Raw genomic sequence first — 24,801 nt, forward strand, 5'->3', positions numbered from 1 at the left:
GATCACCGCGGGCGCCGGTCCTTGACCACGCCGTCGTCGATCAGCTGCTGGAAGTGATCCACCAGCGTTTCTTCGAAGGGCCGGAACCGCATCTGCAGATCGCGGCAGGCATAGGAGTTGTCAAAGCGCAGCGGATAGCCGACGTTGCGGCTGATGAAGTCGCGCGTGACGCCGCTGATCGGCGCCAGCAGCCAGGCCAGCCACTTGGGCGCGCGCCAGCGCGGAAACGGGTAGCGCCAGCCGTAGTGACGGCGCAGCACGCGGCCCATCTCCAGCAGGCTCATGGTCTGGCTGATGGTGATGTGGCGGCCGCTGGCCTCCGGCAGCAGGCCGGCGCGGATGTGCGCCAGCGCCACGTCGCGCACGTCCACCACCACGAAATCCAGATCGGGCGCGCCCAGGGCCAGACGGCCGTCGATGAACTGCTTGATCACGTCCAGACTGGTGGAATCGCTGGCCCGCGTCAGCGCCGGCCCCAGCACCAGGCCGGGATTGATCACCACCAGCTGCCAGCGGTCCTGCGCGCGCGCCATCTCCCAGGCGGCGCGCTCGGCGGCCAGCTTGGAATAGCTGTAAGGCTGGTGCTGCAGGCTGCTGCTGCTGTTCCACTGCGCCTCGGTGTACACGCCACCGGGCACGTCCTGCTGATCGATGTTGTCGCCGTAGATCGCCGCGCAGCTGGAAGTGAGCACCACGCGCCGCACGCTGGCGCAGCGGTCGGCACTGGCCAGCACATTGCGCGTGCCGTTCACCGCCGGGTCCACCAGCTGCTTCTGCGGATCGCGGATGCCGCTGATCACGAAGGGCGAGGCGGTGTGGAACACCAGCTCGCAGCCGGCCATCGCCAGATCGAAACTGCCGTCCTTGAGCAAATCGGCCGGATAGAGGCTGAGCTTGCCCGGCGTGTGCTGCGCCAGCTGGAGCAGATGACCCACCTTGCGGTTGTCACTGGGGTCGCGCACGGTGGCGTGCACGTCCATGCCATCCTCCAGCAGCATCTTCACCAGCCAGGATGCGATGTAGCCGTTGCCGCCCGTGACCAGCACCGGCCTGGATCGATCGATCTGCATGAGCCCCCCTTGCGTCGCCCTCCGATCAGCGCATCCTAACTGCTGCGCTGCAACATGGATACCGGCGGCGACGCCACGCCCGCCGTCCACTGTTTTCTTCCGCTCGTCGCCGTCCCCCGGTGCGCGGCGGCGGCGCCGTCGATGCTAGGACCAGACAGCGAATCCAGAAGCAAAAGAAGAAGAGACGGCGATGAGGAAGGCGGCGGATCAGACCGGGGCAGGGCAGGCGCAACCGAGCTGCTCAAGCTGCCTGCTCTGCGGACTGGCGTTGATCTGCAGCCAGAGCGTCCTGGCGCAGCAGCGTGAGCCGGCGCCGTTCTGGACCACCTCCCCGACGCTGAGCGCCACGGCTTCCGGCTTGAGCATCACCACCGGCTCGCTGTCCGGCAGCACCAGCGTGAGCGCGCACACCTCGCTGCATGGTCTGATCGATATCGATCGCGGCAGCCGGGGCGCCAATATCCGCGGCGGCATCGGCATGGACTTCGATCTGCCCGACGCCGGCAAGCTGCACCTGGACATGCTGCCCGCACGCGACGCGGTGAGCCGCGGCATGCGCTGGGACATGAACGGCGACAGCAGCCGGCTGGAAGGCAAGCTGTGGTCGCTGGGCGCTTGCCTGGAAGTGGTGCGCGAGCCCGCGTACCGCGTCGGCGGCATGGGTCAGCGACATCTGGATCTGGCGCCGCAGCTGGTGCTCGATGCCGACCGCCTGCTCGACGCTTCCGGCAACGGTCGCCTGATTCTGCAGCGCGTGCACTGGAGCGATCTCAAGGGCCGCGACGAGGGCCTGGGCGCCATCTGGCAGCTGCGGATGGTGTGGCAGTTCTAAGGGCTTGCCGAAAACGCCGTCCGTGGCGTTTTTCAGGTGGCTACGCAAAAGCGCGGCTTTCCTGCGCTCCGGGCAATCAAGCGCTGCCCTCAGCCCAGAAACACCTGCCCGCCGTCCAGGGCAATGCTCTGCCCGTTCACATAAGCGCAGTCCGCGCTGCACAGCAGCGCCACGAAGCGGCCGATGTCCTGCTCGCAGCTGCCGACACGATGCTGCGGCACCGTAGCCAGAAACGCCGATGCTTCCTGCGGCCGCTCGCGCGTCCACCAGGCCATGGCCGGTGAATCGGCCAGGGGCAGAATGGCGTTGGCGCGGATGCCCTCCCCGCCCCACTCGCAGGCCGCCGCGCGCGTGAGCTGGCGGATCGCTTCCTTCACCGCCGCGTAGGCGCCGTAGCCGCTGAGGTCCCAGCGCTTGGCGGCGGGCGTGGCGAGATTGACGATGCTGCCGCCGCGCGCTTTCAAATGCGGATAGCAGAGCTTCATCAGCCGCAGCGTGGCCATGGGTCCGGACTGCCAGCCGGCTTCCACGCTCGCCTCGCTCACTTCCAGCAACTTGCCCAGCGGCACTTCCTGCGCGTTGTTGACCAGAATCTGGATGCCGCCCAGCTGCGCCACGGTCTGCGCAACGGCGGCCGCCAGCGTTTCGGCTTGCTTGATGTCGGCGGCAATCACCAGCGCGCGCGCGCCGCGCTTCTCGATGCCGGCAGCGGTTTGCTCCAGCTTGGCGGCGGTGCGGCCGAGCAGGGCCACGGCGGCGCCTTCGCTGGCCAGTGCATAGGCGATGCCCTGCCCCACACCCTGGCCCGCGCCGGTGACCAGGGCCACCTGTCCTTGCAGACGCATGCCGTGCTCAGGCGGCGGCGCGCACGTCGCGCGCGCTCTGCTGTGCGATGTCCAGCGCGGCGATATAGGCGAAGGTGAGCGCCGGCCCCAGCGTGGCGCCGGCACCCGGATAGGTGGAGCCCATCACCGCCGCCGAGGTGTTGCCGGTGGCGTAGAGGCCTTCGATCACGCTGCCGTCCTCGCGCAGCACGCGCGCTCGCGCGTCCACGTTCAGGCCGCCCTTGGTGCCGATGTCGCCCGGATCGAAGCGCACGGCGTAGAACGGCGGCTTGATCACCGGCCCCAGGCAGGTGTTGGGCTTGACGGCGGGATCGCTGTAATAGCGGTCGATGGCGGTGCGGCCCTTGCCGAACTGCGCATCCACGCCGCTGCGCGCGTAATCATTGAGCTGCGCCACGCTGCGCTTCAGGCCCGCAGCATCCACGCCGATCTTCGCGGCCAGGGCTTCCAGACTGTCGGCGCGGTAATACACCGAATCCAGCCAGTCCCTGGGCAGCTTGCTGTCCGGTTCGATCTGGCCGGGCAGGAAGATGCCCATCGGATACTTGTAGCGGAAGGTGGCGTCGAACACGAACCAGCAGGGCACCGCCTGCTTGGCGTACATGGTGCGCACGAAATCCGGATACGCCGCCGCTTCATTGACGAAGCGCTCGCCCCTGGCGTTCACCGCGAGGCAGTTGGGCATGCCGCGCTCCACGAACAGCGGCACCTGATAGGGCTGCCCGGGCTTGCGCGCGGTGGGCGCGCCCCAGACCTCGTTCATGAGTTTCAGGCCCGCGCCCAGCTGCTGGCCGGCGCGGATGCCGTCGCCATGATTGATGGGCGGCGCCGCGCTCCAGGCGGTGCTGGTGGGCTTGGGCAGGTACTGCTCGCGCATCTGCTGATTGGATTCGAAGCCGCCGCAGGCCAGCACCACACCGCGCCGCGCACGCAGGCGCAGACGCTTGCCCTGCTGCGTGGCGCTCAGGCCCACGACGCGGCCATTCTCATGAATCAGCTCGTCCATGCCGGTGTTGAGCCACAGCGGAACGCCGCGCTGCGCCAGCGCATAGCGCAGCTGCCCGACCATGGCCTGACCCAGCACCAGACGCCGGTCGCGCGCGCTCTTGCGGCGCCAGGAGAAGTCCAGCCAGTAGCCCAGCATCAGCTTGAGCGTGAGCTTGATCCAGCCGGGGCTGCGCGAGAACAGCTTGTGCGCTTCCACCTGATCCATGGAGATGCGGCCCATGAGCAGGGTGCTGGCATAGGCGGCACGCTGATGCTGAAAGGCATCGCCCAGCAGGCGCGCGTCGAAGTCGGCCGGCTCCATGGAGCGGCGGCCTTCCTTGCCGCCGGGGCGGTCGGGGTAGTAGTCCGGGTACAGCTTCACACCACGGAAGTGCACGCCCAGGCGCTTCAGGTAACGCACCATCTCCGGCGCGTTCTTCAGATACGCCTCCAGGCGCGCGCGCGGCACTTCCTCTTCGCTGATCAGGCCCTTGAGATAGGTGAGCGCTTCTTCGTAGGAGTCGCTGCCACCGCTGGCGGCAATATCGTCATTGCAGGGAATCCAGATGCCGCCGCCCGACACCGCGCTGGTGCCGCCGTAGAGCGCGTCCTTCTCGATCACCAGCGCCGACAAGCCCTGCGCCTGCGCGCACAGTGCCGCCGTCATGCCACCGCCGCCGGAGCCGACGACGATGACATCAAATTCCTGATCCCAGCCCGGTGCTGCACTCATATCCAGTCTCTAGTTTGAATCCACGGCCAGGGATGGCCGGAGCGGTGACAGGAACGTCAAATGAAGTAATCCGTGTTCTCTTTGCCCAGCATCACCGCGCCGTAATTGCGCCCGAACTGATCCGGGTTGTTCGCGTAATGCCCGCGCGCAGCCATGATGTCGAACAGGTAACGGTGCAGCGGAAAGTCCGTGAAGATGCCGCGACCGCCGCAGACCGAGAACAGCTGGTACACCTGCTTGGCGCAGCGCTCCACCACCTGCGCCGCCTGATGGCGGAAGCGCAGACGCTGCTGGATGTCCGACAGCGGCTCACCGGCGCGGATGCTCTTCATCAGCACTTCGAAATTGCGGTTGAGCACCAGCTTCATCTCATCGATGGCCAGCGCCGTTTCCGAGGCGGCCAGCTGGGCGGGCGGCTGCTCGGAAGTCTTGTTGCCCATGTCGCCGACGCGCACCTTGGCGAAATCCAGGAAGGTGTCCAGCGCGCCCTGCAGGCCGCCGATGGCCGCCGAGGACACCGCGCGCACGAAGATCTGGCCGAAGGGCAGCTTGTACAGATCGGCGGTGAAGGTCTCGCGGCCCGGGTTGGTGCCCATGAACCCGTCGGAAGCCTTGTGCGTGCGGTACTCCGGCACAAAAGCGTCCTCCACCACGATGTCCTTGGAGCCCGTGCCCTTGAGGCCCATCACATGCCAGGTGTCCAGCACCTTGAAGTCGCGGCGCGGCAGCAGGAAGGTGCGGTACTCCGGCGGCTGGCCCTCGTTGAAGATCAGGCCGCCCAGCAGCACCCATTCGCAGTGATCGATGCCGCTGGAAAAGCCCCAGCGCCCGGAGAAGCGGAAGCCCCCGTCCACCGGCTTCACCTGGCCCTTGGGCATGTAGGTGGAGGCGATCAGCACGTCGGTGTCCTGCGCCCAGACCTCGGCGGCGGCGCGCGGATCAAACAGCGCCATCTGCCAGTTGTGCACGCCGATCACGCCGTAGATCCAGGCCGTGGACATGCAGCCCTCCGCCAGCGTCATCAGCACCTCGTAGAACACCTGCGGGTCCATCTCGTAGCCGCCGTAGAGCTTGGGCTGCAGCACGCGGAAGAAGCCGGCCTCCTTCATCTCGCGCACGGTTTCGTCCGGCACCTTGCGCTCGGCATCCGTCTTGGCCGCCCGCTCCTTCAGGCGCGGCACCATCGCCCGCGCACGCTGCACGAGCTGCTCCGGCGTGGGCTGAAGCAGGCTGGGGGAAGTCTTGAGAGCTGGGCTGGACACCGGTGTTCTCCCGCAAATAAAGGCTGTGGTACGGATGCCTTTATCGGGGAAAACGGCGGGGGGGGCCTCACCCGAATTGGTGAGGGTGGCGTGGGACGTAAGGCGTGGTGTTGCTGGGGCGTGGGTGGTGATGTGCTAAGGGCGCTGGGGGCTGGGCTTTTGTTGATGCGAGCTTGGTTTTACAGTTTGAGCTGGGCTCGACAACCAATGCAGAAAAAAATTACTGGCAGGCTTTCCGGACTTCAAGTGACTAAGGCGCCAGACCAGCAGTTCCACATGACGTACCAACCTCCTCGGCTACGCCGCTCCGGCCAGACGGTCGGCAAGCCAAGGCAATCGGCTTCACCCAGGAGCCCTGAAGCGAGCATATGAACGACTGGAGCAAACAGGAGGTTGAAGCAATCGTCCAGGACTACATGGCCATGCTCGCCGCCGAGCTTGCAGGTGTGGCGTACAACAAAGCATCTCATCGCCGCGAGCTACGGAAGAAGCTAGCCAATCGCTCAGAGGCGTCCATCGAATTTAAGCATGCCAACATCAGCGCGGCGCTTCTGGAAGCCGGCTTTCCTTATATAAGCGGCTACAAACCAAGGTCGAACTATCAGGCACTCCTCGTTGACGTGCTGGCGGACCGCCTGGACAAAGATAGGACGATTACCGACTTGGCAGCTTCAGATGTGGAGCGACCAATAGTGGTTCCAGATGTGGACGACATATTGGCCGTACTTACGGCCCGCCCTGAGGCGAAAGAGCAGCCTGGGTCGCTTCGAATCGCTGAGCCTTCCCCAAACAGAATTCACCTCACTACAAACTATCTAGAGCGCGAAGCCCGCAATAGATCACTTGGGGCAGCTGGCGAGACCTTCGTCCTCAACTACGAAACGGCGCGACTGATCTCTCTCGGCCAGGAGCGACTCGCATCGCAGATCGAGCATACGGCAAAGATTAGGGGGGATTCAGCGGGATTCGACATCATGAGCTTCGACGTGTCCGGCAAAGAGCTGCTAATTGAAGTCAAGACTACTAAGTACGGAAGCGAGACGCCGTTCTATGTGTCGAGCAATGAGGTCGCGGTGTCAAATCGAGAGGCGGAGAGGTATCAGGTTTATCGCCTCTTTGATTTCCGACAAACGCCTCGGCTTTACACCCTGCCTGGCGCAATCGAAGTTAGCTGCCTGCTTTCACCGAGAACCTATCTTGCATCGCCGCGATGAAACCCGGCGCTTCGGCTAGGCCGATGGCCCCGACCCGGCCCCCAGCCTCGCGGTTCACCCACGCGCCTCATCCCAACCCACCCATGACTCAGCCCACCATCCTCCTCCCCGCCATGGCCTTAGTCGGCTGGACGCTCTGTGTCCTGTTGCTGGTGCCTTATCAGCGCTTCAAAGCCGCGTTTGCCGGCAAGGTCACGGCCCATGACTTCAAGTTCGGCGAGTCGGCGCGCGTACCGCAGGACGTGAGCATCCCCAACCGGAATCTCATGAACCTGCTGGAAGTGCCGGTGCTGTTCTATGTCGTCTGCGTGGTCGCCTACTTCATGCAGAAGGCCGACCCCCTCACGCTGACGCTGGCCTGGTCGTATGTCGTCCTGCGCATGCTGCACAGCCTGGTGCACCTGAGCTACAACCAGGTCATGCACCGCATGGCGGTGTTCGCGGCCAGCAATGGCGTGCTCGCCTTGTTGTGGCTCCGGCTGTTCATTGCGCTGCTGACCTGAGCTGCGCCGCCAGGCAGCGGGCCACGCGGCTCGCCGCCGCTGTCCCATGCCCGTTTCATTCAAACGGATGATGCAGCCCCCCGGCCCCTCACCATACTGGCCTCATTTCCCGGATGCGGTGACGGTGGCGGCTTATGGCGACGACCAAGGATTACGGGCTGGGCGAACATACGTTTCCGCGCGGCTGGTTCATGATTGCCGATGCGGCGAAGGTGGGGAGCGACAAGCCGCTGCCCATCCGCTTCTTCGGCCAGGACTTCGCGCTGTATCGCGGCCAGCACAGCGGCAAGCTGGTGATGCTGGATGCGCACTGCCCGCACATGGGCACGCATATGGCGCGCAACAGCACGTCCTATGTGGCGCAGGACGGGCCCATCGAGGGCGATTCGCTGCGCTGCCCGTACCATGCCTGGCGCTTCGGCGCGGACGGCAAGTGCAATGAGATTCCCTACTCGCCGGGGCCGATTCCGCCGGCGGCGAAGGTGCGTTCCTACCCGGTGGTGGAGAGCCTGGGCGCGGTGTTCTTCTGGCATGACCCGGAAGGCGGCGAGCCGGATTACCGCGTGCCCTTCATCAACGAGTGGAACGATCCGGCCTGGGTGGCGGGCGCCTATGACGACCTGGGCCTGGTGAACAGCCACCCGCAGGAAGTGATCGACAACATCACCGACGTGGCGCACTTCGGCCCCGTGCATGGCTCACGCACGCAGTTCTTCGAGAACGAGTTCCGCGGCCACGTGGCGGTGCAGCGCATGGGCGGCGGGCATCGCACCCTGATCGCCGAAGGCGGGCCGATGCTGATCACCGAAGCGGTGTACCACGGCCCCGGCGTGCTGATCACGCGCATGAGCGGGCTGTATGACTCTTACATCATCATCGCGCACACGCCGGTGGATGATGGCAGCACTTATGTGTGGCATTCGCTGATGGTGCGCACCAGCGACGGCAAGCCGGCGACGGATGCCGACCGCGCCGCCGCGCGCCAGTATCAGGACGTGGCGCTGGCGGCCTTCGCGCAGGACTTCGAGGTGTGGAAGTACAAGAAGCCCTGCATCCAGGGCTTGTTCGTGCAGGGCGATGGCGCGTTTCGCCTGCAACGCAACTGGTACAAGCAGTTTTACAACCCGCGTGCGAAGAAGCAGGAGCTGTTGCAGACCGTGGAAGGCGTGCACGTGCCGCGCGGCATGCAGCCGGCACCGGACACCATGCGCGCCGAGAGCGCGGCGCAGCTGCGGCGGATGATGCAGGCGGCTTGATTGGGCGGGGTGCGGGGCCATGGGCTGCGCTGAGGCTTGATCGGGCTGCGCTGCCCCCGCTCCCCTGACCCCTCTCCCGCAAGGGCAGAGGGGAAAGTTGCGGCGATGACTTCGCGGTTGCCTGGGTGGCCACCGTGATGTCGGCAGACGATCACCCAAGCCGCGACATGCCTTGCGCCTCCTCCCCTCTGCCCTTGCGGGAGAGGGGGCGGTCAGCGCGAGCTTCGCCTTGATCGGGCGGCCGCGCCGTTCTTGCCCTTGCGAATTCCTTATCCGCTGACCGCGGCGACGCCGCTCTTGCGCCGTCCGATCAGGCGCAGATACAGCACCGGCATCACGAACAGCGTCAGTGGCGCGGCGGAGAGCAGGCCGAAGATCACCACGGTGGCCAGCGGCCGCTGCGTCTCGCTGCCGATGTCGGTGGACAGGGCCATGGGCAGCAGGCCCAGCATCGCCAGCAGCGTGGTCATCAGCACGGTGCGCAGTCTTGCCAGCGCGCCGCGCAGTACGGCCAGTTCCGGCGCCAGGCCTTCGGCGCTCAGCTGCTTGAAGTGACTCACCAGCACCACGCCGTTGAGCACGGCCTGACCCATGAGCGCGATGAAGCCGATGGCCGCCGACACCGAGAGCGGCATGCCGCGCAGATAAAGACCGATGATGCCGCCCACCAGGGCCAGCGGGATGTTGCAGAGAATCAGCGCGGCCGGGGCGAAGGCGCCGAAGGCTTGTGCCAGCAGCACGAAGATCAGCGCGATGGACACCGGCACCACCACGGCGAGGCGCTTCATGGCGCGCTGCTGGTTTTCGAATTCACCGCTCCAGTGCAGGCTGTAGCCATTGGGAATGGCCACGCCCCTGGCCACCGCCGCCTGCATGTCCTTCACCACCGAGCCCATGTCACGGCCATGCAGGAACACGCCGATGGACATGGTGCGCCGGCCGTCCACGCGCGAGATGTCCATGGCGCCGCTCACGGACTGGAACTGCACCACCTCGGAAAGCGGAACGTAGGCGCCATCGGCCGTGGCGATCAGCAGGTCCTTGAGCCGGGCCAGCTCGCGCTCCTCATCGCGCAGACGCACCACCACGCCGAAATGACGCTCGCCCTCGTAGAGCTGCGTGGCTTCGCGGCCGCCGAGTGCGGTTTCCACCACGTCCTGCACGTCGGCGATGTTCAGGCCGTAGCGCGCGGCCTGCGCGCGGTCGATGCGCAGCTGGTATTGCGGCAGCGCGCCTTCGCGGTCGATTTCCGCATGCACCACGCCGGGCACGCGCACGAACAGACCGCGCATCTGCGCCGCCTTCTGCGCCAGCACGCCCAGATCATCACCGGAGATCTGCACCACGATCTGGCCGTCCACCTGGCTGATGGACTCCAGCACATTGTCGCGGATGGGCTGCGAGAAGCTGGCGTCCACGCCGGGCAGCGCTTCCATCTGCTCGCGCAGGGCTTCGATGATGCGTTCCTTGTCGAAGCCTGCGCGCCACTGCTGCTCGTCCTTGAGGCTGACGAAGATTTCCACGCTGTTGATCAGCTTCGGATCGGTGCCGTCATCCGGTCGCCCCGCCTTGCTCACCACGGTCTCCACTTCCGGCACGCTGAGCAGGCGCATCCGCACGCGGTGCAGCTGGTCGCGCGCCTCGTCCACGGAGATGGACGGCGGCATGGTGTAGTTGACCCAGATGGTGCCTTCGTTGAGCTCCGGCAGAAACTCGCTGCCCAGGCGCGAACCGATGAGCACCGCCAGCAGCAAGGCCGCCAGCGCGATGCCCAGCGTGGTGCCGGGCCGCGCCAGTGCCCAGCGCAGGCGCGGCTCGTAGGCAGCCTTGCACCAGCGCAGCAGACGGTTGTCGTGCTCGTGTTCGCCCTCGCCCGGCGCGGCCGGCGGCAGCTTGCGCAGGCCCAGCCAGGACAGCAGCGGCACCAGGCTCAGGCTGAAGATCAGCGAGCCGATCAAGGCCGCCACCACCGAATAGGCCATGGGCGCGAACAGGCGTCCTTCCTGACGCTGCAGCGCAAAGATCGGAATGTGTGCGGCGATGATGATCAGCATCGAGAACAGCGTGGGCCGGCCCACGTCGATGGCCGCCTGCGCCACGGTCTCGCGGGTGTCCTCGCGCGGCGCGCGGCGCAACAGGTGCACGAAGATGTTTTCCACCACGATCACCGCGCCGTCCACCAGGATGCCGAAGTCCATGGCGCCGAGTGACAGCAGGTTGGCGGGAATGCCGAGCAGGTCCAGGCTGATGAAGGTGCTGAGCAGGGCCAGCGGAATCACGCCGGCCACGATCAGCGCCGCGCGCACATTGCCCAGGAACAGCCACAGCACTGCCGCCACCAGCAGCGCGCCTTCCAGCAGATTGTGGAAGACCGTGTGCAGGGTGCGGGCGATCAGCCAGGAGCGGTCGTAATAGGGAATCAGCTTCACCCCCGGCGGCAGGATGCTGCGGTTGAGCTCCGCCACTGCCGCGCGCACGCCGTCCAGCACCAGCGAGGGATTCTCGCCCTTGCGCATCACCACGATGCCGGTGATGTCGTCGTCGGATTCGTTGACGCCGATGATGCCCTGCGGCGGCGCCGCGCCGCGCCGTACCTGCGCCACATCGCGCACGCGCACCGCGATGCCGTTCTGCTCGGCAATCACCACATCGCCGACATCGCCCAGATTGCGCAGCAGGCCCAGGCCGCGCAGCAGGTACTGCTGATCGCCCTGCGTCACCGCGCCGCCGCCGGCATTGCCATTGGCGCGCTGCAGGGCCGCGAACAGCTGCGCCAGCGTCAGGCCGTGATCGCGCAGACGGCGCAGATCCGGGTTCACCTCGTATTGCAGCTCGCGTCCGCCCACGGTGACCACATCGGCCACGCCCGCCACCTGGCGCAGACGCCGCTCCACCACCCAGTCCTCGATGGTGCGCAGATCGCGCGAGTCGCGGCCGTGGCCGGCGATGCGGAAGCGGTAGATCTCGCCGATGGCCGTGGACAGCGGCTGCAGCTGCGGGGTGATGCCGTCGGGCAGATCGACATCACGCAGACGCTCGGCCACATACTGGCGCACCGCCATGTCGCCGAGCTTGTCGTCGAAGGTGAGGACGATGTACGACAGGCCAAACTGCGTATGCGAGTTCATGCGCACCGCATGCGGCAGGCCGGACAGCGCGATCTCCAGCGGAATGGTCACCTGCTGTTCCACTTCCTCGGCGGCGCGGCCCGGTTCCAGGGTGATGATGGTGGCCTGGGTGTCGGAGACATCCGGGAAGGCTTCGACCGGCAGGCCGCGAAAGGCGTTGATGCCCAGCAGGATGAACAGCAGCGTGGCGCCGAACACGAACAGCGGCTGCTTGAGCGAGCCGCGAACCAGAGGCGCGATCATGAGAGAGTCCCGGACCGGAGCATGAGATCAGCGCGGCTCGTTCTGATGCTGTTCGAGGATGCGTTCGAGAAACAGCGCGCCGTCCGCCACCAGACGCTCGCCCGGCTGCACGCCGCTTTTGAACAGCAGGCGGTCCTGCTCGTCGAAACTCACCGTCACCTTGCGCCGCGTGTAACCCTGCGCGCCGGCCGCGAACACGTAGTAGTCCTGGCCGAGCAGAAACGCGGTGGACGCCGGCGCGGCCAGCGCCTGCGTGGGCGGCGCCGGCAGCTGCGCGGTCACATAGGTGCCGCCGCGCAGCTGCGCCTGATGATTGTCGAACACGCCGCGCAGCTTCACGGTGCGCGTGACGGGATCGAAGAAATCCGCGATGTCTGCCAGCTGCGCTTCAAACGTCTGATCCGGCAGCTGCTGCACGCGCAGCTTGAGCGTGGCGCCGCGTGCCAGGCCTGCCGGTGCGCTGGCTTCGGTGGCGTCGAGCAGCACCCAGAGCCGGTTCGGATCGGTGACCACGAACAACGGCGCACCGGGCTGATCGGGACGCAGCTCCTGCCCGGGGTTGAGATTGCGCTCCACCACCACGCCGTCGATCGGACTGCGCAGCGAGAAACGCTGGTCCACGGTTTCGCGCGCATCGCCCACCAGCTTGAGCTGCGCCTGCGTGCGCTCCTGCTCGGCCTGCGCGGCGGCGTAATCGGCCTGCGCCTGTTCCAGATCCCTGGCCGCCACCACGCCGTGCGCGTAGAGATCTTCCTGGCGCGCGCGATTGTGCGTGGCCAGCTGCAGCGCGGCCTCGGCCTTGCGGGCATCGGCCTGCGCGGCGCCGAAGTCCGGCGAGTACAGCAGCGCCAGCGCCTGTCCGGCCTTCACGGTGTCGCCGGGCTTGACCAGGATCTGCGCCACGCGTCCGGCAAACGGCGTGAGCACACGCGCGGTGTGTTCCTCATCCCAGCTCAGGCGGCCCGGCAGCTCCGCGGCGCTGGGCGCGGCGGCACCGACCGTGGCCAGCTGCAGCAGCGCCGCCGAGGCCGGCGGCAGCGTCACGGTCTCACCCTGCACGCGCACGCCGCTTTGCGCGTCTTCCCCCTCGCTCTGCGCGGTGGGCCAGGCGCGGTGCAGGCCCAGTCCGGCCAGCAGCAGCAAGGCACCGCCGCCCAGCCCGAGGTTTCTGGATTTCAGCTTCATGGTTCGCTCCGCCGGTACGGCGCCAGCGCGGCATCGCGTGCCGCCAGCGCCTTGGCAAAATCGTTTTGTGCGCTCAAGGCATCCAGGCGCGCGCTGCGCAGCGCGCGCCGCGCATCGAGCAGATCGGTGAGCGGCGCGGCGCCTTTGGCATAGGCGTATTCAACGGCCTCGGCGGCGGCCTGCGCCTGCGGCAGCACCTGCGCCAGCGCACTTTGCCGGCGCTGTGCGGCGGCATCGAGCAGCAGCTCGGCGCTGTCGCGCTCGACATCGGCCTGCAGCGCGGTCTGCGCCGCCGTCGCCCGCGCGCTGTCCAGCTGCGCGCGCGCCTGCGCGATCTCGCCCTGGTAGTGGTGATAGACGAACAGCGGCACGCTGACACTGATGCCGGCCATGTTCGGCGCCTCGCGCGGATCGTGCTCCCACTCCAGACCCAGGGTGACATCGCGCGTGGCCTGCGCCTGCGCGAGCTTGAGCTGCGCCTCGGCGGCGCGCAGGCGTTGCTGATCGGCAATCTCGTCGGCGCGCGCGCCGTCGCGTGGCAGGCTCGGCGCCTGCTGCGGCCAGTCGTCCGTGGCCTGCAGATCCTGCGTCAGCGGACAGCCGAGCAGCGCGCCATAAGCCAGGCGCGCAGCCTGCGCGTCGGCCTGCGCCTGGCGGGCTTCACCTTGTGCGCGATAGGTTTCCACCGCGATGCGCGCGCGATCCGCCTGTGCCAGATCACCCACCTTCAAACGGTGATCGGCGACGGCCAGGGTCTGCGCCTGCAGCGCTGCGATGTCCTGCAGCGTGCCGGCGCGCGCCAGCGCCAGCTTCAGATCGTAGTAACCGTCGCGCACCTGCGCCTGCAAACGACGCTGCGCGTCGGCCAGATCCGCCTGCGCGGCTTCGCTGCCGGCCTGCGCGGCCTGCTCGCGGGCCTGGCGCTTGCCGCCGCGTTCGATCAGCTGCTGCAGCTGCACGCTGCTGTATGCGGGTTGCTGATAAAGCCCTTCGCCACGATTGCGCGCACGCGGGTCCCATTGCGTGATGCCGGTGTTGAGCAGCGGATTGGGCCGCTGCGCGGCGATGCGTTCGCCGGCTTGTGCGGCGGCGAGCTGCGCGCGGGCGCCCAGCAGATCGGCGTTGTGCTGCGCGGCCAGATCGAGTGCGGCGGTCAAGGACAGTTCGCGCCCGGCACAAGTATCGGCCTGGGCCATGGCACCGGGCGGCAGCAGCACCGCACCCAGCACGAGGAGCGAAAAAACTTCACGCATGGGGAACACAGCGGGGGGTTTGGATGTCTGGATCGCAGCGCGGGTGAAAGCTCGCGTTATTATCGAGGCAGGCACTTACCGGTGCCTTTCGTTTCCGCAGCTTACAAGCTGCTTTCAGCGAGCCGGTCTCTCTATGCGCATCCTTCTGGTTGAAGACGATCCCCTCATCGCCGATGCGCTCAGCGCGGCGCTTCGCAACAGCGGCCACTCCATCGATGCGGTGCGCACGCAGCGCGACGCCGAGGCGGCGCTGGGCACCGACTACGCGGTGGTGCTGCTGGATCTGGGCCTGCCGGACGGCGATGGCCTGGAGCTGCTGCAGCGCATCCGCAGCCGTCGTCAGAGCGTGCCGGTGATCGTGTTGACCGCACGCGATCGCCCTGCGGATCGCGTGCGGGGTCTGGACCTGGGCGCGGATGATTACGTGGTCAAGCCTTTCGACCTCTCCGAGATCGAGGCCCGCATCCGCGCGGTGACGCGCCGCTCCGGCGCCGGCAGCAGCGCCGAGTTGCAGCTGGGCGGCTTGCGACTGCTGCCCGATGCGCGCCGCGCGCAGATCGGCGAGCGCGCGCTGGAGCTGACGCCGCGCGAGTACGCGCTGCTGGAGCTGCTGCTGTCGCGGCAGAACCGCGTGGTGAGCAAGGCGCAGATCGAAGAGCAGCTCTGCGACTGGGATCGCGCGCTGTCCGACACCGCCATCGAAGTGCTGGTGCATCGCCTGCGCAAGAAGCTGGACGGTGCGCCCGGCATCGAGCTGCGCACCCTGCGCGGCTTCGGCTATCTGCTCGGCGACACCGCCAGCACCGCTTGAACGTTCCGCGCACGCACAGCCTGCAGTCGCGCCTGCTGCGGCGCCTGCTGCTGGTCACCACGCTGGTGGTCGGCGCCGGCGCCAGCTTCACTTATGCCCTGAGCCGGCACTTCGCCGACCGCGTGTTCGACGCCTGGCTCGCCGACAGCGCCGAGGCCCTGGCCAATGTCGTGGCCAGCCGCGCCGACTTCAGCGACGCGGCGCTGAGCCAGGCGGTGGAACAGCAGGTGCGCTTCGACAACACCGACTGGGTGGCCTTCACCGTGCGCGGTCCGCAGGGCCTGCTGGCCGGGCGCGCGGATATTCCGATGCCCGCACATCCGCACGGCGCCGGCGTGCAGCTGTATGACGCGCTGCTGCAGGAGCGCGATCTGCGCGTGGCCTATGTGCAGCTGCAACGCGACGGCCAGCCCTACACCGTGGCGGTGGCGGAAACCCTGCGCAAGCGCCGGCTGATGACCAGCGAGCTGCTGCTGGCAACGCTGCTGCCTTCGCTGCTGCTGGCCGGTGTGGCGGCGCTGCTGATCCGCAGCGGCGTGCGGCGCGCGCTGCAGCCGCTGGGCGCGGTGCGCGACGCCATCGTGCGCAGTGATCCGCTCAAGCTGCAGCCGCTGCCGGTGGCGGAGCTGGACGAGATCCGCCCGCTGATCACCGCCATCAACGATCTGCTCGCGCGTCTGAATCTGGCCCTGGATGCGCAGCGCAGCTTCGTGGCCGACACCGCGCATCAGCTGCGCAATCCGCTGGCCGGCATCAAGCTGCAGATCGAAGAGGCGCTGCGTCATACCGAACCGGTGTCACGCGAAACCTTGCTGCGCGTGCTCGGCGGCACCGACCGCGCCGCGCGTCTGGCGGCGCAGCTGCTGTCGCTGGCGCGCGCCGAGGCCGATGCGATGCAGGCGCAGATGCCGATCCAGCGTGTGGACCTGGAACAGTTCTGCGCCGAACGTGGCCGCGAATGGGTGCCGCGCCTGCTCAGGCACGGCCTGCAGATTCAGCTCGATCCGCCGCCGCAGCCGGTGTTCGCGCTGTGCCGGCCGCTGCTGCTGGGCGAGGCCCTGGACAATCTGCTCGACAATGCGCTGCGCTACGCCGGGCAGGGCCGCCTGATCCGGCTGATCGTGGAAAGCGCGGACGAGGAAGCCTGGCTCACGGTGGCCGATGATGGCCCCGGCTTTGCGCCGCATCTGCGCGAGACCCTGTTCCGCCGCTTTGCGCGTGGCGATCACAGCAGTGGCGATGGCGCCGGCCTGGGCCTGGCCATCGTGCGCGAGCTCCTGCGCGCGCAGAACGGTGACGCCGAGGTCGTGACGGCGCCGGGCGGGCGCGGCGCGGCAATCCGTCTGCGCCTGCGCGCGGCGCCGCCGCAGCCTACAGCCTGAGCGCGGCCGGCACGTTGTAGGCGTAGCTCTTGCGCTCGACGCGCTCGCAGATGCGCCAGCCCTGCGCCGTGCGCCGGTAACGGTCCAGATACCACAGGCCCAGAAACATGGTGTCGGTGCCGCCGTCCGGCATCGGCAGGACCATGGGATTGAAGCAGGCGATCTTGCCGCTGGCCTCGTCGCCGCTGATCTCGAACTGGCAGTTGCCCATCAGATGCATGTAGCCGGGAAAGCGTGCCAGCGCCAGCGGCAGCCATTTGCGGATTTCGGGATAAGCGCCGGCGATGCCGCCCATTGCGGTATAGTCGATGTGCGCATCGGACGTGAAGATCGCATCGAGCCGATCCCAGTCGCGCTCGTCGATGGCGTAGGCGTAGGCGGTGATCAGCGCCTGCAGGGCCTGCTGGTCGAGCAAGGTCTGCAGCGTGGCCGCGGCCATCAGCGCTGGCCGCCCAGCAGCATGTCGCCGGGGCCCCAGTACGCCTTCATCGAGGTGAAGCGGCCGGCCTCGTCGAAGCTCATCACGTCGATCACGTGGATCAGCGCCCGGCCTTCCGGCATGTTCAGCTCCACGTCGAACGCCATGGCGGCGCAGTTGCCATGCGAACCGCGGATGGGCGCCGCCAGCTTGAGCTTGGCGCCGGTGGCGATGGAGGCCCGGTAAAACTCGGCGATCGCGGCCTTGCCCACGCGCAGCGGCGCGCCGACCGGGTCTTCCACGGTGGCGTCGTCGGCGTAGAGATCGGCGATGGCCTGCGCATCGCTGCGGTTGAAGCCGTCGATGTAAGCCTGCATCTGCTGCTTCATCAGCGCTTCGCTGGTCATGGCACTTTTCCGATCCGGTCTCAGGGAGACCCTGATGTTCAGCTGAGCGGGTCGCTGCCAGGATCATCCATATGGGTGAGTTGGCCCTGAGCAAAATTTTCTACCGTCGCAACGGGTGCTTTGTCAGAAACGCTATTGACCCCCGCAGCCGTGGGGAGTTGGATAGCGGCTCCCGGATCCGCACCTGAAACAACAAAGCGTCCAGCAGGCGCAAATGCGGCCCGTCATTTGTCTTGGAGGAGAGAGCCTTGGCAAGCAATGTACACAGCCTGTCCGCACGCCGGACGGCCGGCAAGTCAGCCGCGATGATGCCACCCAGCCCGCCGCCCGAAAACCTGGAACTGGACGGCCTGGACCGTCTGCTCGGCGCCATCTACGAAGGACCGATGGAATCGCCACCCTGGCAGAATGCCTCGCAGCTGCTGCGTGAACGGCTCGGCGCCGCGCATGTCACGCTGATGCTGCGGCCGCCTTCGCAGGACGGCTCGGGCGCGATGATCAACACCGGCCCCACGCAGCAGCAGCACGTCGATTCCTACGAAAGCCACTTCTTCGCTGCCGACCCCTTCGTGCGTCTGCCTGAAGGAGAGGTGTTTTCCGCAGAGGAACTGATCGGCCCGCAGTGGTTGCAGAGCCAGTATTACCGCGAGTTCCTGCAGCCGGTGGGCGTGCGTCATCTGCTCGGCGCCGACATCTACACCCGCGAAGGCATCGAATGCCGCCTGCGCGTCACGCGCGGCCCCGAGGCCCTGCCTTTCGATGCCGGCGACAAGAGCCTGCTGCGTCGCGTGCTGCCGCACTTCAAGCGCGCCATCCAGCTGCATGCGCGCCTGGACTTCCTGGAATGCGAGCGCGCGCTGTTCGCCGGCACCGTGAACCGCATGCTGCTGGGCATGATCAGCTTCGATCAGAACGGCCAGCTGCTGGAAACCAATCAGGAAGCGCGCCGCATCCTCGCCGAGCGCGACGGCATCTGGCTGTCCGGCAACAATCTGTGCATCGACAGCAGCCAGGAAAGCCGCGACTTCCAGCGCATGCTGCGTCAGGCCTTGAGCGGCGGCACGCATCCGCGCGCCGGCAGCGAACCGGAACTGGTGGAAGCCATCGCGGTGTCGCGTCCTTCCGGCCGCGCCAAGCTCGGCATTCTGGTGCGCGCGATTCCGCTGGGGCCCTGGTCGGAGAGCAAGCAGCGTCCGGCGGTGGCGGTGTTCCTGCGCGATCCGGAAGCCAATGCCGCGCAGCCTTCACAGGAACTGGTGCGCCGCCTGTTCGGCCTCACCCGCATGGAAGCGCAGCTTGCGCTGCTGCTCACCGAAGGCCTGACCCTGGATGAAGCGGCCGAGAAGATGAACGTGCGCCGCAACACTGCCCGCACGCATCTGCGCTCCATCTTCTGCAAGACCGGCGTGACGCGTCAGACCATGCTGGTGCGGCTGCTGCTCAACAGCGTGCTGAGCTTGGGCTGAGCAAGGCCCCCTCTCCCCAACCCCTCTCCCGCAAGGGGGAGGGGGGCATGAGGTCGGCGATCGCATCCAAGGTTTCAGATTGGAACGCATCCTTCCCCTCTCCCCTTGCGGGAGAGGGGCCAGGGCAGAAGGGGGGCTTCAGGCCTCCACCCGCAGCGCCTCCGCCGCAATTCCCTGCGCCTGCAGCGTCGCGATCAGCGTCGCCGTCTCGCCATGCATGGCCAGCACGCGCTTGGCACCGCTGTCACGGATGGTCTGCAGCAGCGCCGGCCAGTCGGCGTGATCCGACATCGCAAAGCCGCGGTCGTAGCGCTTGGCGCGCGCGCCATCCACGCCCATCCAGCCCGAGGCAAAGCCGCTGCGATACGGCTGCAGACGATGCAGCCAGCTGGTGCCGAAGACATGCGGCGGCACCAGAATCAGGGCGCCGCGAAAGTCCTGATGCCGCGCCACCTGACTCACGCCCAGCGTCGGCAGCATCGCCACGTTCTGCTGCCGGTAAATGCTCACCAGCTTCATCATCGCCGTATGCAGATACACGGTCTGCTCCGGCGCATGCGCCATCAGCTCCGCGAGCACGCGCTGCGCCTTGCCCAGCGCATAGCAGAACAGGACCGAAGCCTGGCCTTGCGTGCGGTTCTCCATCCACCACTGATGGATCTCGCGCGCCGCCTGGCCGGCCGGCGCCCACACATACTCGGGCGAGGCAAAGGTGGCTTCGGTGACGAACACCTCGCAGGCCACGCTCTCGAAGGGCTCGCAGGACGGATCGGGCTCGCGCTTGTAGTCGCCGGACACCACCCACACGCGGCCCTCGTGTTCGAGCCGCACCTGCGCCGACCCCAGGATGTGCCCGGCCGGATGCAGGGAGATCTGCACCCCGTTCAGATCGAAGCGCTGGCCATATTCCAGCGGCCGCACCTGCGCACCCGCGCCGAGGCGATGACGCAGCAGCTTGTAGCCGGCAGCCGCCGTCCAGTAGCGCCCGCAACCGCTCTTGGCATGATCACCATGCGCATGCGTGACCACCGCGCGCGGCACGCGCTTGTGCGGATCGATGTGGAAATCACCAGCGGGGCAGTAGAGTCCTTCAGGGCGAAGGACGATCAGATCGTTCATCCGCGCGATGGTAGCGCGGATGCACCGCCTCAAGCCTCGCCAATCAAGCTCAGCAGCCGCTGCAGCGCGCCGCGATTGGCCTCGACCACGCGCCGGCCGGCTTCGCCGAGTTCGGCGCGGCGCTTGGCGTCGTGCAGCAGCACGCGCAGCGATTCGGGCAGGTAGTTGGCGCTGACCTGGATGCCGGCCTGGGCTTCCATCAAGAGGTCGCGCGCCTGCACGAAGTTGTGCATGTGCGGGCCGAACAGTACCGGCAGACCCAGGGCCGCCGGCTCCAGCACATTGTGGCCGCCGACCGGAATCAGCGAGCCGCCGACCAGGGCCACGTCGCAGGCCGTGTAGTAGGCGAACAGCTCGCCCATGCTGTCGCCGAGCAGCACCTGCGCGCGGATGGCTTCGCCATCGGCCAGCGCCGAGCGTCGCTGCAGGCTGAAGCCCTGTGCCTGCGCCAGTGCCGCCACGGCGTCGAAGCGCTGCGGATGACGCGGCACCAGGATCAGCAGCGCCTGCGGGTCGCTGCGCAGCAGCTCGCGATGCGCGGCGAGCACCAGCTCGTCCTCGCCGTCATGGGTGCTGGCGGCGATCCACACCGGCCGCGCGCCGATGCGCTGGCGCAGACGCGCGCCCGCCGCGAGCTGGGCTTCGGGCAGGGCCTGATCGAACTTGATGTTGCCCATGGTGCTGACGCGCTCGGCCGGCGCGCCCAGCCAGCGGAAACGTTCGGCGTCGGCCTCGCTCTGCGCGGCGATGCGCGTGACCTTGGCCAGCATCTCGCCGGTGAAACCCCGGATGCGGCCATAGCGCTTGAAGGAGCGCGGCGACAGGCGGCCGTTGGCGATGGTCAGCGGAATGCGGCGCTGCGCGGCGGCGTGCAGCAGATTGGGCCAGAGCTCGGTTTCCATCACTACGATCTTGGCCGGACGCACGGTGTCGAGAAAGCGCGCGACATCGCCGGGGCGGTCATAAGGTGCGTAGGAGTGCAGCACCTGCGTGCCCAGCTGCTGCTGTACGCGCTCGGAACCGGTGGGCGTGGTGGTGGTGACCCAGATGCGCCCCGGCCCATGCCGGGCGATCAGGGCGCGGATCAGCGGCATCGCCGCCAGGGCCTCGCCCACCGAGACCGCGTGCAACCACACCGCCACCGGCTGCGCGGGACGCGGCACGAAGCCGAAGCGCTCGCCCCAGCGCTGGCGGTAGGCCGGCAGCTCGCGGCCGCGCCAGAGCAGGCGCAGCAGCACGAAGGGCGTGATCAGGTACAGCAGAACCGTGTAGAGGACGCGCATGGGCCGGCAGCCTAGCGGCCAATCATGACCGCTACAATGCAGGGCTGAGCCTATCCACCAGCACCATGGCCGCACCCAAGCTGCAAGCCCGTCACTTTCATCCACGCACCTGGCCCACCTGGGCCGGCATCGGTCTGGTCTGGCTGCTGAGCTGGCTGCCGCTGCCGCTGATGCGCGGCCTGGGCGCGGGCCTGGGCTTTGCCGCCGGCCGGCTGCTGCGCAGCCGCCGCCATATCGTGCGGGTGAACCTGCAGCTGTGCTTTCCACAGCAGAGCCCACGCGAGATCGAGGCCGCCTGCGATGCGCATTTCCGCGATCTGGGCGCCGGCGTGTTCGAGTCCGCCGCCGCCTGGTTTGCGCCGGACTGGCGGGCGCGGCGCTGGGGCGGCGTGGAGGGCATCGAGCATCTGGACGCGGCGCAGGCCGACGGCTCGGGCGTGCTGCTGCTGACCGGACACTTCACCACGCTGGAGATCGGCGCGCGCTTCGTGTGTCTGGCGCAGCGGCCGTTCCACGCCATGTACCGGCCCTACAGCAATGCGGTGCTGGATTACTTCATGCACTACTGGCGCGAAGGCCGCTCCGGCCTGCCGGCGCTGCCGCGCGATGATCTGCGCGCGCTGGTCAAGGCCCTGCGCCAGGGCCATGCCATCTGGTATGCGCCGGATCAGACCCTGGACGAGCGCATCAGCGTCTACGCGCCCTTCTTCGGCGTGCCCACCGGCACCATCACCGCCACCGCGCGCCTGGCGCAGATGGGCCGCGCCAAGGTGGTGCCGTATTTCCCGGAACGCCGTGACGGCCGTTACATCGTGCGTTTCCACCCGGCCCTGGAAAACTTTCCCAGCGGTGATGAGCTGGCCGATGCCGCGCGCATCAATCAGGTGATCGAGGACGGCATCCGCGCCGCGCCCACGCAGTATTTCTGGGTGCATCGCCGCTTCAAGCGCGTGCCGCCGGGCACGCCCAATCCCTATCGCAAAGCCTGATCGGAACAGCGCGCCACCACTGGTATAGTACGGCCCCTCCCCCGTCAGCCCAGACCCTTCAGAACAATGCCGATGAAGACGCTCTCGCGCGCCGCGCTGCTCACCGCCGGTGTGCTGTCCGCCGCCGCGGTTTTCGCCGCCGACAACGTGGCCCAGCAGGCGCAGGCCCTGCTCAATGCCGGCAAGGCCAGCGAGGCGCTGGCCAAGCTGGACTCGCAGCTGTCCAGCAATCCGCAGGACGCCGAGGCGCGCTTCGTGCGCGGCCTGGCGCTGGTCAAGCTCGGCCGGCCCAAGGATGCGATCCGCGTCTATGCCGATCTCACCCGCGACTATCCGACGCTGCCCGAGCCTTACAACAATCTCGCCGCGCTGTATGCCGCGCAGGGCGACTACATCAAGGCCCGCGATGCGCTGCAGGCCGCCGTGGTGAAGAACCCCGGCTACGCGCTCGCCAATGAAAACCTGGGCGACATCTACGCCACCCTGGCCAGCGCCGCCTACAGCAAGGCCGCGCAGCTCAATCCCGGCAACGCCGGCGCCAAGCGCAAGCTCGCGGTGGTCAGCCAGCTGGCCAGCGCCGGCAGCAATCTCACGCAGAGCAGCGCGGCGCAGCCGCTGGCCTCGCGCCCGGTGGTGAGCGCGCCGGCGCCGGTGGCGAGCGCGGCGCCCGTCGCTGCTCCCGCACCGGTGGTGGCCGCCACGCCGGTGCCGGCGGTCAGCAGCGCGCCGGCGACGAGCACGGCCACCGATCTGGAAAGCACGCAGAAGCAGGGCGTACTCGCGGCCGTGGAGGCCTGGGCCAGGGCCTGGACCGCCAAGGACGTGGACGGCTATCTGGGCGCCTACGCCGATGAATTCACGCCCGAGGGCGGCCTCAGCCGCGAAGCCTGGGCCACGCAGCGCCGCGAGCGCATCGCGCGCGCCAAGGACATCAGCGTGAAGGTGGAGAAGCCGGAAGTGAGCGCCATCGAAGACGGCGCCATGCGCGTGAGCTTCCGCCAGAGCTACAAGTCCGACACCTTCAGCGACAGCAGCAACAAGGTGCTGGAGCTGGTGCCGATCAAGAACAGCTGGAAGATCGTGCGCGAGTACTCGCGCTAAGCGCTCGGTAAGCGCGGGGGCGCAGACATGGGGGTTCGCGCACGGCACTGGGCACTGGCCTGGGCCTTGAGCTTGAGTGCACCGCTGCTGCGCGCCGAAAGCGAGATGCCGATGGCTTCGGCGCCGGACAGCGGCGCCGAAGCCGAAAGCGCAGCCCCGGCCCGCGAAGAAGACCCGGTGCTGCGTTTTGCCGCCGCCACCGAGCTGCTGGCCGCCGGCCACGGACCGGAAGCGCTGGCCGCCTACAAGACGCTCAGCGAAGACGCGCCGCAGTTCCAGCTGGGCCAGCAGTTCTATCAGCAGCTGCGCACGCGCCTGAAAGACGAGGTGCGCGTGGGCACCTACGAGGTGCTGGCGCGCGAGGCGCGTCTGCGCCTGTCCAGCGAAACCGCGGTGCCGCCGCCGGGCACCGTGCCGGACGTGCTGCTGCAGCTGGCCGACCACATCCAGCACGCCATCGTGGTGAACCTGTCCAGCGCCCGGCTGTATGTGCTGGAGAACGACAAGGGTCAGCTCAAGCTGCTGCGCAATCAGTACGCCGGCATGGGCAGCAATGGCTATGGCAAGCAGCTGCCGGGTGACCGCCGCACGCCGCTGGGCGTGTACCAGATCACCGGCTGGATCGCCGGCGACAAGCTGCCGCCGCTGTACGGCTCCGGCGCATTCCCGCTGGACTATCCGAATGTCTGGGACCAGTTCCGCCTGCGCGGCGGCCACGGCATCTGGCTGCACGGGGTGCCGCCGGGCATGGACACCCGCCCGCCGCAGTCCAGCGAAGGCTGCGTGACCATGGCCAATGCCGATCTGCTCGCGCTGAGGCCCTACATCACGCCCGGCCAGACGCCGGTGGTGCTGTCGGATGCGGTGAACTGGGTGACGCCCGACACCCTGGCCAGCGAGCGCGAGGCGGTGCTGTCGCGCCTGGAAGCCTGGCGCCAGGCCTGGTCGGCCATCGACACCGACGCGTACCTGGGCTTCTACGCCGAAGACTTCAGCACCCCGGACATGAGCCGCGACGCCTTCGCCGCGTACAAGCAGCGCGTCAACGCGCAGAAGCAGGACATCGATGTGCAGCTCGACGAGCTGTCGGTGTACCGCTATCCCGATCCCGACGCACGCATGATGCTGGCCGAGTTCAGCCAGCACTACCGTTCCGACAACTACCGCTCCGACTCGCGCAAGCTGCAGTTCTGGCGCCAGGACAGCGATGGCCTGTGGCGCATCGTGCGCGAGGAAACGCGCTGAAGCGCGTGAGGCGAAAAAAAGATCAAGCGTGGCGCCTTGGCGCTCCTTGCACCTGGGCGTGATTCTTTT

The 24,801-nt window shown here is 67.7% G+C and carries 21 protein-coding genes; 10 read left to right on the top strand and 11 right to left on the bottom strand.

Features of this window, described 5'->3' with window-relative positions:
* Positions 1-2: 2 nt before the first annotated feature.
* The gene (locus BMY12_RS07310) at positions 3-1,070 is read right to left on the bottom strand and encodes an NAD-dependent epimerase/dehydratase family protein (RefSeq protein ID WP_093283972.1); all 1,068 of its coding nucleotides are present in this window, start codon (positions 1,068-1,070) and stop codon (positions 3-5) included.
* A gap of 190 nt (positions 1,071-1,260) precedes the next feature.
* On the opposite strand from BMY12_RS07310, the gene BMY12_RS07315 reads away from it, so the two are divergent.
* Entirely contained in the window at positions 1,261-1,902 is a 642-nt protein-coding gene (locus BMY12_RS07315; RefSeq protein ID WP_143068880.1) for a hypothetical protein, read from the top strand.
* An 89-nt stretch (positions 1,903-1,991) separates the two neighbouring features.
* Here the strand turns inward: BMY12_RS07315 and BMY12_RS07320 are convergent, their stop codons facing one another.
* Genes BMY12_RS07320 through BMY12_RS07330 form a run of 3 tightly spaced genes read right to left on the bottom strand, consistent with a single transcriptional unit; the run spans position 1,992 to position 5,729 of the window.
* On the bottom strand, positions 1,992-2,747 hold the full coding sequence (locus tag BMY12_RS07320) for an SDR family NAD(P)-dependent oxidoreductase (RefSeq protein WP_093283977.1): 756 nt from the start codon (positions 2,745-2,747) through the stop codon (positions 1,992-1,994).
* Between the two features lie 7 nt (positions 2,748-2,754).
* Positions 2,755-4,467, bottom strand: coding sequence for an FAD-dependent oxidoreductase (locus tag BMY12_RS07325; protein ID WP_093283980.1), 1,713 nt, complete (start codon positions 4,465-4,467; stop codon positions 2,755-2,757).
* Between the two features lie 56 nt (positions 4,468-4,523).
* Positions 4,524-5,729, bottom strand: coding sequence for a flavin-dependent monooxygenase (locus tag BMY12_RS07330; protein WP_245732400.1), 1,206 nt, complete (start codon positions 5,727-5,729; stop codon positions 4,524-4,526).
* Positions 5,730-6,097: 368 nt separating this feature from the next.
* Between BMY12_RS07330 and BMY12_RS07335 the strand changes: the two genes are divergently transcribed.
* From BMY12_RS07335 to BMY12_RS07345, 3 genes are all read left to right on the top strand, one after another.
* Positions 6,098-6,943 carry a protein NO VEIN domain-containing protein gene (locus BMY12_RS07335; protein ID WP_093283982.1) on the top strand — a complete coding sequence of 282 codons (846 nt, stop codon included), beginning with the start codon at positions 6,098-6,100 and terminating at the stop codon, positions 6,941-6,943.
* Between the two features lie 83 nt (positions 6,944-7,026).
* Complete coding sequence (locus BMY12_RS07340; RefSeq protein WP_093283985.1) at positions 7,027-7,446, top strand: MAPEG family protein; 420 nt, start codon at positions 7,027-7,029, stop codon at positions 7,444-7,446.
* 134 nt (positions 7,447-7,580) lie between these two features.
* Positions 7,581-8,702, top strand: coding sequence for a 3-ketosteroid-9-alpha-monooxygenase, oxygenase component (locus BMY12_RS07345; RefSeq protein WP_093283987.1), 1,122 nt, complete (start codon positions 7,581-7,583; stop codon positions 8,700-8,702).
* Between the two features lie 269 nt (positions 8,703-8,971).
* Here BMY12_RS07345 and BMY12_RS07350 read toward each other — a convergent pair whose 3' ends face one another.
* Genes BMY12_RS07350 through BMY12_RS07360 form a run of 3 tightly spaced genes read right to left on the bottom strand, consistent with a single transcriptional unit; the run spans position 8,972 to position 14,511 of the window.
* Positions 8,972-12,073 (bottom strand): efflux RND transporter permease subunit, encoded by a 3,102-nt coding sequence (locus tag BMY12_RS07350; RefSeq protein ID WP_093283990.1) that lies wholly within the window; start codon positions 12,071-12,073, stop codon positions 8,972-8,974.
* A gap of 27 nt (positions 12,074-12,100) precedes the next feature.
* Positions 12,101-13,258 carry an efflux RND transporter periplasmic adaptor subunit gene (locus BMY12_RS07355; protein ID WP_093283992.1) on the bottom strand — a complete coding sequence of 386 codons (1,158 nt, stop codon included), beginning with the start codon at positions 13,256-13,258 and terminating at the stop codon, positions 12,101-12,103.
* Entirely contained in the window at positions 13,255-14,511 is a 1,257-nt protein-coding gene (locus BMY12_RS07360; RefSeq protein ID WP_093283994.1) for a TolC family protein, read from the bottom strand. The genes BMY12_RS07355 and BMY12_RS07360 overlap by 4 nt, the downstream gene beginning before the upstream one ends.
* Before the next feature lie 133 nt (positions 14,512-14,644).
* Here BMY12_RS07360 and BMY12_RS07365 point away from each other — a divergent pair, with 133 nt between their 5' ends.
* Both BMY12_RS07365 and BMY12_RS07370 read left to right on the top strand, forming a co-directional pair.
* Positions 14,645-15,322, top strand: a complete 678-nt coding sequence (locus BMY12_RS07365; RefSeq protein ID WP_093283997.1) for a response regulator transcription factor — start codon at positions 14,645-14,647, stop codon at positions 15,320-15,322.
* Positions 15,319-16,704 carry a sensor histidine kinase gene (locus BMY12_RS07370; protein WP_093283999.1) on the top strand — a complete coding sequence of 462 codons (1,386 nt, stop codon included), beginning with the start codon at positions 15,319-15,321 and terminating at the stop codon, positions 16,702-16,704. The genes BMY12_RS07365 and BMY12_RS07370 overlap by 4 nt, the downstream gene beginning before the upstream one ends.
* On the opposite strand, the gene BMY12_RS07375 is transcribed toward BMY12_RS07370, so the two are convergent.
* On the bottom strand, positions 16,694-17,143 hold the full coding sequence (locus BMY12_RS07375; RefSeq protein WP_093284002.1) for a nuclear transport factor 2 family protein: 450 nt from the start codon (positions 17,141-17,143) through the stop codon (positions 16,694-16,696). The two genes, BMY12_RS07370 and BMY12_RS07375, sit on opposite strands and share 11 nt — an antisense overlap.
* Positions 17,143-17,529, bottom strand: a complete 387-nt coding sequence (locus BMY12_RS07380; RefSeq protein ID WP_093284004.1) for a steroid Delta-isomerase — start codon at positions 17,527-17,529, stop codon at positions 17,143-17,145. The genes BMY12_RS07375 and BMY12_RS07380 overlap by 1 nt, the downstream gene beginning before the upstream one ends.
* 248 nt (positions 17,530-17,777) lie before the next feature.
* Here BMY12_RS07380 and BMY12_RS07385 point away from each other — a divergent pair, with 248 nt between their 5' ends.
* Entirely contained in the window at positions 17,778-18,995 is a 1,218-nt protein-coding gene (locus BMY12_RS07385; RefSeq protein ID WP_245732402.1) for a helix-turn-helix transcriptional regulator, read from the top strand.
* Positions 18,996-19,133: 138 nt separating this feature from the next.
* On the opposite strand, the gene BMY12_RS07390 is transcribed toward BMY12_RS07385, so the two are convergent.
* Complete coding sequence (locus tag BMY12_RS07390) at positions 19,134-20,114, bottom strand: ligase-associated DNA damage response exonuclease (RefSeq protein WP_093284009.1); 981 nt, start codon at positions 20,112-20,114, stop codon at positions 19,134-19,136.
* A gap of 29 nt (positions 20,115-20,143) precedes the next feature.
* A complete protein-coding gene (gene waaA, locus BMY12_RS07395) occupies positions 20,144-21,397 on the bottom strand; it encodes a lipid IV(A) 3-deoxy-D-manno-octulosonic acid transferase (protein WP_093284011.1) in 1,254 nt (417 codons plus the stop codon).
* A 65-nt stretch (positions 21,398-21,462) separates the two neighbouring features.
* On the opposite strand from waaA, the gene lpxL reads away from it, so the two are divergent.
* The 3 genes from lpxL (at position 21,463) to BMY12_RS07410 (ending at position 24,732) form a co-directional block, all read left to right on the top strand.
* On the top strand, positions 21,463-22,386 hold the full coding sequence (gene lpxL, locus BMY12_RS07400) for an LpxL/LpxP family Kdo(2)-lipid IV(A) lauroyl/palmitoleoyl acyltransferase (protein ID WP_093284014.1): 924 nt from the start codon (positions 21,463-21,465) through the stop codon (positions 22,384-22,386).
* Positions 22,387-22,458: 72 nt separating this feature from the next.
* Positions 22,459-23,487, top strand: coding sequence for a nuclear transport factor 2 family protein (locus tag BMY12_RS07405; protein WP_093284016.1), 1,029 nt, complete (start codon positions 22,459-22,461; stop codon positions 23,485-23,487).
* 27 nt (positions 23,488-23,514) lie between these two features.
* Entirely contained in the window at positions 23,515-24,732 is a 1,218-nt protein-coding gene (locus BMY12_RS07410; RefSeq protein ID WP_245732403.1) for a L,D-transpeptidase family protein, read from the top strand.
* The last annotated feature ends 69 nt before the right edge of the window (positions 24,733-24,801 follow it).

Source organism: Solimonas aquatica (assembly GCF_900111015.1).
GTDB classification, from domain to species: Bacteria; Pseudomonadota; Gammaproteobacteria; order Nevskiales; family Nevskiaceae; genus Solimonas; species Solimonas aquatica.

Coding starts and splice junctions, on each gene's coding strand:
- BMY12_RS07310 (WP_093283972.1), bottom strand. CDS start 1,070: ATGCAGATCGATCGATCCAGGCCGGTGCTGGTCACGGGCGGCAACGGC.
- BMY12_RS07315 (WP_143068880.1), top strand. CDS start 1,261: ATGAGGAAGGCGGCGGATCAGACCGGGGCAGGGCAGGCGCAACCGAGC.
- BMY12_RS07320 (WP_093283977.1), bottom strand. CDS start 2,747: ATGCGTCTGCAAGGACAGGTGGCCCTGGTCACCGGCGCGGGCCAGGGT.
- BMY12_RS07325 (WP_093283980.1), bottom strand. CDS start 4,467: ATGAGTGCAGCACCGGGCTGGGATCAGGAATTTGATGTCATCGTCGTC.
- BMY12_RS07335 (WP_093283982.1), top strand. CDS start 6,098: ATGAACGACTGGAGCAAACAGGAGGTTGAAGCAATCGTCCAGGACTAC.
- BMY12_RS07340 (WP_093283985.1), top strand. CDS start 7,027: ATGACTCAGCCCACCATCCTCCTCCCCGCCATGGCCTTAGTCGGCTGG.
- BMY12_RS07345 (WP_093283987.1), top strand. CDS start 7,581: ATGGCGACGACCAAGGATTACGGGCTGGGCGAACATACGTTTCCGCGC.
- BMY12_RS07350 (WP_093283990.1), bottom strand. CDS start 12,073: ATGATCGCGCCTCTGGTTCGCGGCTCGCTCAAGCAGCCGCTGTTCGTG.
- BMY12_RS07355 (WP_093283992.1), bottom strand. CDS start 13,258: ATGAAGCTGAAATCCAGAAACCTCGGGCTGGGCGGCGGTGCCTTGCTG.
- BMY12_RS07360 (WP_093283994.1), bottom strand. CDS start 14,511: ATGCGTGAAGTTTTTTCGCTCCTCGTGCTGGGTGCGGTGCTGCTGCCG.
- BMY12_RS07365 (WP_093283997.1), top strand. CDS start 14,645: ATGCGCATCCTTCTGGTTGAAGACGATCCCCTCATCGCCGATGCGCTC.
- BMY12_RS07375 (WP_093284002.1), bottom strand. CDS start 17,143: ATGGCCGCGGCCACGCTGCAGACCTTGCTCGACCAGCAGGCCCTGCAG.
- BMY12_RS07380 (WP_093284004.1), bottom strand. CDS start 17,529: ATGACCAGCGAAGCGCTGATGAAGCAGCAGATGCAGGCTTACATCGAC.
- BMY12_RS07390 (WP_093284009.1), bottom strand. CDS start 20,114: ATGAACGATCTGATCGTCCTTCGCCCTGAAGGACTCTACTGCCCCGCT.
- waaA (WP_093284011.1), bottom strand. CDS start 21,397: ATGCGCGTCCTCTACACGGTTCTGCTGTACCTGATCACGCCCTTCGTG.
- lpxL (WP_093284014.1), top strand. CDS start 21,463: ATGGCCGCACCCAAGCTGCAAGCCCGTCACTTTCATCCACGCACCTGG.
- BMY12_RS07405 (WP_093284016.1), top strand. CDS start 22,459: ATGAAGACGCTCTCGCGCGCCGCGCTGCTCACCGCCGGTGTGCTGTCC.
- BMY12_RS07410 (WP_245732403.1), top strand. CDS start 23,515: ATGGGGGTTCGCGCACGGCACTGGGCACTGGCCTGGGCCTTGAGCTTG.